Raw genomic sequence first — 10,205 nt, forward strand, 5'->3', positions numbered from 1 at the left:
GGTGGGGAAGCGGTTTGTATGATAAAGGTGTTATTAACTGGGATCCCGTTTTAGATTCTTTTTCTCTTTCGTCCATCAACGATGTGCAGCATCCTTTGGGAAAAAAATTCAGAAGATTTGCTGAAAGTAGCCCTAAACACGATCTGCAAGCACTTGCTTCTTGTCTTTCTATGACAAGAAAGATGTTTGATCAAGATGATTTGAGACGTATCAATGTTCCGACATTGGTTGCTGTTGGATCTGCAGATGATATCGCCGGTCCTCCACAAGAATTACTATCGCTTATACCAAATAGTCAATTTTTGGATATCTGTGACAAAGATCATATGTCTGCAGTTGGTGATAGGCAATTTAAACAAGGTTTTATAGATTTTTATTCAAAAATTAATGATTGATAAATTGAGTTTTCATGGTGATATTATGATGAGAGGACATATTCATTGTTTTGAAAAAAAAAGAATTATTTTTGGTGATTAAAGCTTGATTTTCTACTTAAAGTAGATGGCAGATTTATTGCATTTACGATACCTCTAGGGTATGAAAATGGATTATCCTTGAGAAATCAGAAAGAACATTTTTGACGTATGTTTTGCAAAATGGAAACGTGATATTTTCTTGAAAAGTTGTCAATTTCAATTGTTTTGAAGTGACTTTTTCTCTTTGGTCGTATTCGTTTGATTAATTTTGCAAATGGGGAATTTGTTGGTGGAAGTGGAGGTTTTGTATGCAGGATGATGAAATCAGGAAGTTAGATGCGTATTTCAAGCGTATGTTTGGTTCCAGAGTTTCTATTAAGCCACGCGTGAATAAGTTTGATTCGGCAGAAGTTTTTATTAATTCGGAATTTATCGGTATAATTTACCGAGACAATGAGGATGGTGATCTATCGTATCATTTTTCCATGGCTATTCTCAATGGAGATCTTTAGATTTTCCGATGCGGCATGTAAAATAATTAAAAACGCGGTGTTTTTTCTAGTGTAAAATTGCTGGATTTATTCACTTTTATGTGCTTTTTGCTCTACTTTAGGTTGGTTTTTTGTTTTTTAGTAGAAAAGACATTGAAGCACGGGTCAAGGTAGTCAAAACCTTTTCTGATTTTTGGGGTAAAACGGAAGATTTTTCTTAAATGTTTATGGGTTATTATATTTTTTTGAACATAGTTCCATATGTTCTTTGAAGAATAAGGAATAGGATAAGTGGTATTAGTATTGCCCGTCTATATGGAGCAAAGTTGCGAGAACGGGAAAGAGAAAATTGGTGATCAAACTTTTGCCACAACTAAGGTGCGTCCTAAGATTCAAGCACCAAGGTTATATCGAGTTTTGCTTGTTAATGATGATTATACTCCTATGGAATTCGTTGTGCACGTTTTGGAGATTTTTTTTTATAAGGATTATGAAAGTGCTAAGCTCATTATGTTAAAAGTTCATCAGCAGGGAATCGCTGAATGTGGCGTTTATACTTGTGAAATTGCGGAAATGAAGGTGAATCAAGTGATGAACTTTTCTCGTCAGCATCAGCATCCTCTGCAGTGTATCATGGAAAAAAAATAAAGGTTTAATATTGTCTGTTTTTTCAGAAAATCTTGAAAAAGTCTTGCACCAAGCATTGGTTTTAGCAAATGAGCGACGTCATGAATACGCAACCTTGGAACATCTTCTATTAGCTCTTATTGATGATCCAGATGCTGCAGCGGTGATGATTGCTTGTAATGTTGATCTTAAACGCTTGAAAAATGTTCTTCTGGATTATGTAGATAATAACCTTTCAGATTTATTGAAGACAAATTCTCATGGCGAATGTAAGCCTACTTCTGGTTTCCAAAGAGTTGTTCAGGAAGCTGTTCGTCATGTTAGATCAGCAGGTAAAAGTGAGGTAACAGGAGCTCATATTCTCGTTGCAATTTTTTCGGAATGTGACAGTCACGCTAGTTATTTTTTGCAAGAACAGGAAATGACGCGATACGATGCGGTTAACTTCATTTCACATAATATTGGCAAAACAGGCGACTTTACTAATTTTCAAGCCTCTCTGAACATGGAAGAAGTGAACGCAGAGGGGAAAAATTTTGTAAACAGCGATGAAGCTCAAAAAATGCCAAACTCTCTGCATGCTTTGAGTGCTTACTGTGTAGATCTTACGGAAAAAGCTAGGAAAGGAAAAGTAGATATTCTTGTTGGTCGGCGTGAAGAGATTAACCGTACCATTCAAATACTTTGTCGGCGTTCGAAAAACAATCCACTTTATATTGGTGATCCTGGGGTTGGTAAAACTGCCATAGCTGAGGGATTTGCAAAGCAAATCGTGGATGGGATGGTTCCAGAATCTTTGCTGAATGCCAAAATTTTTTCGCTGGATATAGGAAATCTTATCGCTGGTACGCGTTATCGCGGAGATTTTGAAGAGCGCATAAAAAGAGTTATAAAAGAAATAGAATCTTGCCCTAACGCGATTCTTTATATTGATGAAATACATATGTTGGTTGGAGCTGGTGCTGCTGCAGGGAGTTCTATAGATGCCTCTAATCTTCTAAAACCGGTTCTATCCTCTGGATCTATGCGTTGTATTGGATCGACGACTTATAGCGAATATAGGCGATTTTTTGAAAAGGATAAGGCATTGGTTCGTCGTTTTCAAAAAATTGACATTGATGAACCGTCAGTTGAGGATGCAATCGAAATCATTAAAGGAATAAAGCCTTATTTTGAGGAATATCATCAACTTCGATATTCAAAAGAAGCAATTAAGGCGGCGGTAGAATTATCAAGTCGTTATATTACTTCGCGCAAACTTCCTGATAAGGCTATTGATGTGATTGATGAAGCTGGTGCGGCACAGGTATTGCAACCTATATCGAAGCGGCAAAAATTTCTTACTGAGAAGGATATTGAGAAGACTATTTCATCTATGGCTCGTGTTCAATCAAAGGCTATTTCCAAAGATGAAGATGTCATTTTGGCCAATTTGGAAAAAGATTTAGGACTAGTTGTTTATGGACAGAAAGAGGCAATTAAAGCAATTTCAACTTCCATAAAATTATCGCGAGCAGGGCTTTCAGAGCCACATAGGCCGATTGGTTGCTATATATTTTCTGGTCCGACTGGGATTGGTAAAACGGAAATAAGCAAACAATTGGCTTCTTGCTTGGGAATAAAGCTTTTGCGATTTGATATGTCAGAGTATATGGAGCGTCATGCTGTTTCGCGTTTACTTGGAGCCCCGCCTGGATATGTTGGTTTTGATCAAGGAGGAATCCTTACAGATGCTGTTGATCAAGATCCGTATAGCGTTGTTTTGCTAGATGAGATTGAGAAGGCGCATCCTGATATAGTCAATATTTTATTGCAGGTTATGGATTACGGCATATTGACCGATCAAAGCGGCAAAAAGATTAATTTTCGGAATGTGATTTTGATTATGACGACTAATGCTGGTGCGTTAGAAATGTCTAAGGCAAAAATTGGATTTAGTTCATTGCAGCGGAGTGGTGAGGATAAAGTAGCATTGAAGAACTTTTTTTCTCCTGAATTTTTGAATCGTCTTGATGCGATCATTCCTTTTGTGCCGTTGTCGCCAGAAGTTATTCGTCAGGTGATTCGAAAGTGTATAATACAGCTTGAGGTACAGCTTCGGGATAAGGGAATTTCTTTTCAGATTTCGGAAGAAGTTATTAGTTGGCTTGCAAAGAATGGTTATGATGAAAAGATGGGCGCACGGCCATTGGAACGTGTTATAAAAGAACATATTAAAAAACCGCTAGCTGAAGAAATTCTTTTTGGGAAACTTAAAAGACGGGGTGGTCTTGTAAAGATTTCGTTAGATCTAGATAAAAACCCTTTATCTCCCATTTGCTTTGGGATGGAATACTCTGTCGATGGCTCTGATACATCAGAGAAAGATATAGAAGATGTAGAAGGGGTAGAAAATGAAACGGATTCTTTGACGGCTACGATATAGTTTTATCATGCGTATTTATTTTATATTGGTTGATATAGGATTTTTATAGGATTGAGAACAACTTTGATATCTAAAATATACAGGATTCTTATTGATGAGATTGTATAATGCTTTTGTATAGAGAATGCAGAGATTCGTTCATTCATTGAAAAAAGTGGGGGCTAATGCTCCTAAAAATCGCTCAGAGGAGGCATTATTCCCCATAGATTCTATTTCATGGGATCTATAAATCCTCTGTTTCACCCAAAAATTTTTTCATCCCAGCTATAATACATAATATTTAAATGCTTTATATCATTGAAAAATAACTTTATTTTTCAATATTACCATACTTAGAGATGTTTGCTGTATACTCTTCTAATGCCTTAGAAATTAGGGGCGAAGGTATAAATATAGGCGTAATATATAAGATTTGGAGTGCAATGAACTCGAAAAGCATAAAGAAGCATATCGGAATAGTTTGGTTAGTCACGTCTATAAGAATTTTCCATTCTCTTTTTGTTCATTGAAAGGCTGAAGAATTGATATAAAATGCTGATTTTTCCCGAGATGATATGTATCTATCTGCGGGGTGATTTAGTGAAATATTCGTTGATATTGCATGAGATATTATCGCTTTCAGTGGAGATTTCTTCGCAACTAGATGCGATAGTAGTTTGTTTGTAGTTACATCGATTGCAGGCAAATATACAGTGTTGTAAACGATAGATTTTTTTCGTAAAATTAGGTTTCGTTCGTATTCAAAATCCTTCTTCTTATTCAAGGCGTCTGCATAAAATAGATTATGTATATTACCAATAAATTATAAAAACAATTGATTATAGGGATTGTTATAGTGATATTTAGATGTTTTTTTCTAACACGTTAGTCGTGTTTGATATAAGGTTTTACTTGTTTATATCTTTGGCATAAATTTCTTTTCTATTTCATTTGACTGCTCATACTAGCAATAATCTCAGGATAATTTTTTCTTACATAGAATTATTATTATCGCTCTTGATTGTCTTTAAGTCATAATCTGTTCGAGATCAGGAAAGGGCTCTTAATGACATTTTTCTTAAAACAAATTCCCAAAAGACTCTGTATTTATATGTTTTTCTGCCATAAAAAGAAGAAAAACGTCACGCTTCCATAAAAACGCGGAAATTTCTACACATCTTGCAAAGCAGATGAGCATAGTCCCTGTCTTTTGGATTAGGATATATAATAGGATAGAATTTTTTGGTTATATTGGTATATCCCTCCTTCCGAGTTAAGTTGCTCTTTATCGTTCTTCTTTCATATGAACATGCCAAAATCATTCGCCTATTGGGATCCACGAAGACACACAAAAACAAAACAAAGTTCAAGTGGTCTTCATCTATGTTATTTGATGATCTTCATGCATAAAAAAAAGAACAGGCATTGCCGACGGCATATGCTGTTCTTGGAGATGTATCTTAAAAAACAATATGATTTAGGTTGAGTAATACATTTCAAATTCAATGGGATGAGGGCTTTTTTCCAAACGAATGACTTCCTCCATCTTCATTTTGATAAATGCATTGATTTGATCATCGTCAAAAACACCTTGTACCTTTAAGAATTCTCTGTCGACATCAAGGTTTTCTAACGCTTCACGCAAGGAACCGCAGATTCGTGGCATTGTCTTTTCCTCTTCCGGAGAAATATCGTAAAGATTTCTATCCATAGGTTTTCCAGGATGAATCTTATTGGTGATACCATCTAGTCCTGCCATAAGAATTGCTGCAGAGGCGAGGTAAAGATTAGCAGCTGGATCAGCAAATCTAATTTCAATACGCTTGCTATTTGGTTCTTGCCCAAATGGAATACGACAAGCTGCCGAACGATTATGAGCTGAATAAACAAGTTGGACGGGCGCTTCAAAGCCGGAAACCAAGCGCTTATAAGAATTTGTTGAAGCATTTGTCAAGGCGTTAAGAGCCTTAGCGTGTTTAAGAATCCCCCCTATGTAATAGAGACCAGTTTGAGACAGTCCCCCATACTCATTTCCGGCGAAAACCGGATTGCTATCCTTCCAAATCGACATATTAAGATGCATTCCTGAACCATTGGTAGAACTTATAGGTTTCGGCATGAAGGTGGCCGTTTTGCAATAGGAATCAGCGATCTGATGGACTGCATATTTGTATTTTTGAAAATTATCGGAGGAACACAATAGCGTATCAAATTGTAACCCGAGTTCATGTTGTGCAGCCGCGACTTCATGGTGATGTTTCTCTACGCGAATACCCATCTTTTTTAAAGAATTTAACATTTCGGATCGCATGTCATGCAAACTATCTTGTGGAGGAAGAGGTACATATCCACCCTTTATATCTGGACGATGTCCCGTGCTTCTTCCGCTATTCTTTCCGTTTTGTGGTAATTCCGAAGATTCCAATACGAATCCCGATTCGGTGGGTAATGTTGTGAAGTAAGCACTGTCAAATATAAAAAATTCAATTTCTGGACCAAGGAACAAGGTATCGCCTATCCCTGTTTTTTGCAGATATTCTACTGCCTTTTTAGCAGTATGACGAGGATCACGATTGTAAGGTTTAAGAGAGATGGGATCATATACATCGCAAATGAGAGCCATTGTTGATTGTGTATAAAAGGGATCCATGTGAATCGTGCTCATATCAGGTATCAGGAGCATATCAGACTGATTAATGGATTTCCACCCTCTGATAGAAGAGCCGTCAAATGTGATACCATTGCGAAGCAAATCTTCGTCAATAAAAGATCCGTCTATAGATATATGATGGAATTTCCCGTTAGGATCAGTAAAGCGAAAGTCCACAAATTTTATATCTTCTTTTTTTATGCTCTGCATGACATCTCTAACCATCTTGTGTTTCCCTTTTGATAATTTGAACAATAACGCAACGAATTTCTATAGATCATTTTTCAAGGATATTCGGACACCTCTTTGTTTCCATCTAAGATTTTATAACAAAAGATACTCATCAATCTGTATTACATCATACTCTTTGATACGCTTGGAACAATCTTCTTGACGACAAGAGTTCCTATCATAGAAGAATCTTTCTTATGCTATTACTAATAGTTTTATTTCATATGGAATACAATGTTTTGATATCCCATTTCTCGGAAAGTATTAACATATTATTTTTTGACAGTCAGGGATCAAAAATATTTTTTCCTCGGGATTGTGAGTTGTTTTTCCCCCTATTTTTTTCGAGAGAAAATTCGGAATATTAGAATTGATTTAAATTGAGATGAACGAGTGCTTATGTTAAAATATGGATATTTATAACCACACTAATCAGCAATAGGATGCCATATTTCTCTTCCTAATTTTAGGATATATCATTCTGAAATTTGAAGGTCTTAGATTAAAATTTTTCCGATGTTCTTCTGAAATTTAGACTATTGGTTATGGGTATGACAGTTCAGATGTTCGTGATGTTTTTTAGTGTATAAGAAGAATATTTTCTTATTCAAGACGCTTTAGAATGCCTCACGCGAGTGTTTGAATTCTCTTCTATTTTAAGATTTTCTTGTACAAATCGCATATTCCGCTATTGGAGATTTTGTTTTTAATCTTGGGATTCATTGTTATAGATATAGTATAATTTTACGTATATTTGAAAAGGATTGGGAAAACATACTTCTTCTTCAGTCAATATTACAAGATATTGAGTGAAATCTATTCTCAGCACAAGAATGAAGATAATAATAAATTTGATCAGTAACAATTGGGTTTTAAAGAGAGCAAGAGGAAACGAAGGACAGCAATTCACACTCAAGCAAGAGAACATATTTTCGATAGATAAAGTATTTGGCTGGTTTCAGAAAAAATTCAGTGACAAGTAATCGTGTCTGGTGGTTTTTACAGGAAAGAGAGGATTGTTTAAGTTAAGGGACTTGTCATCCAAAGCAAGGTGTGGGTGGAAGGTCGTGGTTGAAAGTAAAAAACATCCTTCTGCATTAACATCTAAAATAGAGAGAGATTGGTTCTATGACAGGCATAGTGAAATAAACGATTTATATATTCGGAATTCAAGGTGCTTAAGAAATTGATTTAACGTTATAAATATTGTTTTATTTTAGATAAAGCTTTGGCTAGTCGTCTTCTTTCGAGAATCTTTTGTTTTCCATAAGGGCTTTTAGAAATCTTCCGGTATGTGAATTGGGCTCTTTTATAATATCTTCCGGGGAGCCGCATGCGATGATTCTGCCACCTTCATCTCCTCCTTCAGGTCCAAAATCTAAAATCCAATCAGCGGTTTTGATAACTTCCAAATTATGCTCAATAACGACTACTGAATTGCCTTTTTCAACGAGTCTATGCAAAATTTCCAGTAACTTGGCTATATCGTGGTAGTGCAAGCCAGTCGTTGGTTCATCTAAAATATAAAGTGTATTTCCGGTAGCTTGTTTTGAAAGTTCTTTGGCGAGTTTAGTCCGTTGTGATTCGCCTCCCGACAAGGTATTTGCTGCTTGCCCAACCTTAATATACCCAAGGCCGACATCTTTTAAAACTTTCAGTTTATTGTATATTGCAGGGATGGACGAAAAAAAATCAATACTTTCGTTGACAGTCATAGAGAGAATGTCAGCTATAGATTTTCCTTTGAAATGTATGTCCAGGGTTTCGGGATTATAGCGTGTTCCGCGACATGTATCACAAGTGATATGTACATCGGGGAGAAAGTGCATTTCAATTTTTGTTATTCCATTGCCTTCGCAGGTTTCGCATCGTCCTCCTTTAACGTTGAATGAAAAGCATCCTGCCTTGTACCCGCGGGCTTTGGATTCAGGTAGATTGCTAAACCATTCGCGAATTGGGGTAAAAGCCCCGATATAAGTCGCAGGATTAGAGTGAGGCGTACGACCAATTGGATCTTGGTTAATGCTAACGACCTTATCAATATGCTCAAGACCATCGATGCGGTCATAGATTCCAGGATTTGTTCGGGCTCCCATGATAATGCGCGCAGCTGCTTTGTATAAGGTGGATATGAGAAAAGTGGATTTTCCACCTCCAGATATACCGGTGATTGCAGTGAATAAGCCAAGGGGAATGGAGGCCGTAATGTTTTTTAAATTATTGCTTCGTGCATTGACGATCTGGATCATCCGATTAGGATTACAAGCTCGTCTTGTTTCTGGTTTTTTAACATACATTTTTCCAGACAGATATTTCCCGGTGAGAGAATCGGGATTTTCCATGATTTGGGATGGAGATCCTTCTGCTATAATTCTGCCACCATTTACGCCGGCTTCAGGACCTATATCGACAATATGATCAGCGGCAAGCATGGTTTCTTCATCGTGTTCGACAACGATCACAGTATTGCCTGTGTCGCGAAGATGTTTTAAGGTATTAATGAGGCGTGCATTATCACGCTGGTGCAAGCCTACGGATGGTTCGTCAAGTACATAAAGGACACCCGTTAATCCAGATCCTATCTGAGATGCAAGGCGTATGCGCTGACTTTCTCCATTGGATAACATATTAGCGCTGCGTGATAGGGTTAAATAATTGAGTCCTATCTCGTTGAGGAAATGCATCCTTTTTCCAATTTCTTTCAGAATGGATACAGCGATTTCGTTTTGCTTTTTTGTGATTTTTTTTGGGAGTTCATCAAACCAAATCCGTGCTTTTTTTATCGACATATCTGTTATTTCCCCGATATGTTTCCCTGCAATTTTTATTGTCAAAACTTCTTGTTTGAGACGGTATCCATTACAGATAGCACAAGAGGACGATGACATATAACGTCGAATTGCTTCTTGTAGGATGACTGAATCAGTCTCATTCCAACGTTGTTCCAACATCGGAATAATTCCTGTAAAGAAAGTCTTTTCATCAGCATTATTGCTACTAGTAGCAGGATGTGGATGGGGGGAGGGGTGATCTGTCCCATAGAGCAGTATTTTTTGAGTATGCTCAGAAAGGTCACACCAACTATCGTCAAGAGAGAAACCGAGATTTCCTCCTAGGGAAGAAAGAATTTTCTCATGATATTGGGAGAGATGTTTGGACCAAGGGGCAATTGCTCCATTATTTAATGTTAGCGTTGGGTCGGGTATTACAAGCTTTTCATCTATCTTTTGGCGTATTCCTAAGCCATCACAATTTTTACAGGCGCCCGCTGGACTATTAAAAGAAAAGAGACGTGGCTCTATTTCTGGTACAGTGAATCCCGAGATAGGGCACGAAAATTTTTCAGAAAAAAGAATGCTTTCAGGGGGGGTATTAGGAGAGGCGTC

General features: G+C 37.0%; 6 protein-coding genes. 4 read left to right on the top strand and 2 right to left on the bottom strand.

The features are described 5' to 3' along the window. The 4 genes from H0G72_RS03175 to clpA form a co-directional block, all read left to right on the top strand. Nucleotides 1-395 (top strand): alpha/beta fold hydrolase (locus H0G72_RS03175; protein ID WP_409049318.1); only part of this gene is annotated, 395 nt, incomplete at its 5' end. A gap of 329 nt (nt 396-724) precedes the next feature. Further along, nucleotides 725-928, top strand: a complete 204-nt coding sequence (locus tag H0G72_RS03180) for a DUF3126 family protein (RefSeq protein WP_182017339.1) — start codon at nt 725-727, stop codon at nt 926-928. Between the two features lie 294 nt (nt 929-1,222). Continuing rightward, nucleotides 1,223-1,555 carry an ATP-dependent Clp protease adapter ClpS gene (gene clpS, locus H0G72_RS03185; protein ID WP_182017346.1) on the top strand — a complete coding sequence of 111 codons (333 nt, stop codon included), beginning with the start codon at nt 1,223-1,225 and terminating at the stop codon, nt 1,553-1,555. Between the two features lie 10 nt (nt 1,556-1,565). Next, nucleotides 1,566-3,959 carry an ATP-dependent Clp protease ATP-binding subunit ClpA gene (gene clpA, locus H0G72_RS03190; RefSeq protein ID WP_182017340.1) on the top strand — a complete coding sequence of 798 codons (2,394 nt, stop codon included), beginning with the start codon at nt 1,566-1,568 and terminating at the stop codon, nt 3,957-3,959. Nucleotides 3,960-5,415: 1,456 nt separating this feature from the next. Here the strand turns inward: clpA and glnA are convergent. Continuing rightward, nucleotides 5,416-6,813: a type I glutamate--ammonia ligase gene (glnA, locus tag H0G72_RS03195; protein WP_182017341.1), complete on the bottom strand. Its 1,398-nt coding sequence runs from the start codon at nt 6,811-6,813 to the stop codon at nt 5,416-5,418. A 1,238-nt stretch (nt 6,814-8,051) separates the two neighbouring features. Then, nucleotides 8,052-10,205 (bottom strand): excinuclease ABC subunit UvrA (gene uvrA / locus H0G72_RS03200; protein WP_182017342.1); only part of this gene is annotated, 2,154 nt, incomplete at its 5' end.

The organism is Candidatus Liberibacter sp., from assembly GCF_014048425.1.
In the GTDB taxonomy this organism is placed as follows: Bacteria; Pseudomonadota; Alphaproteobacteria; order Rhizobiales; family Rhizobiaceae; genus Liberibacter.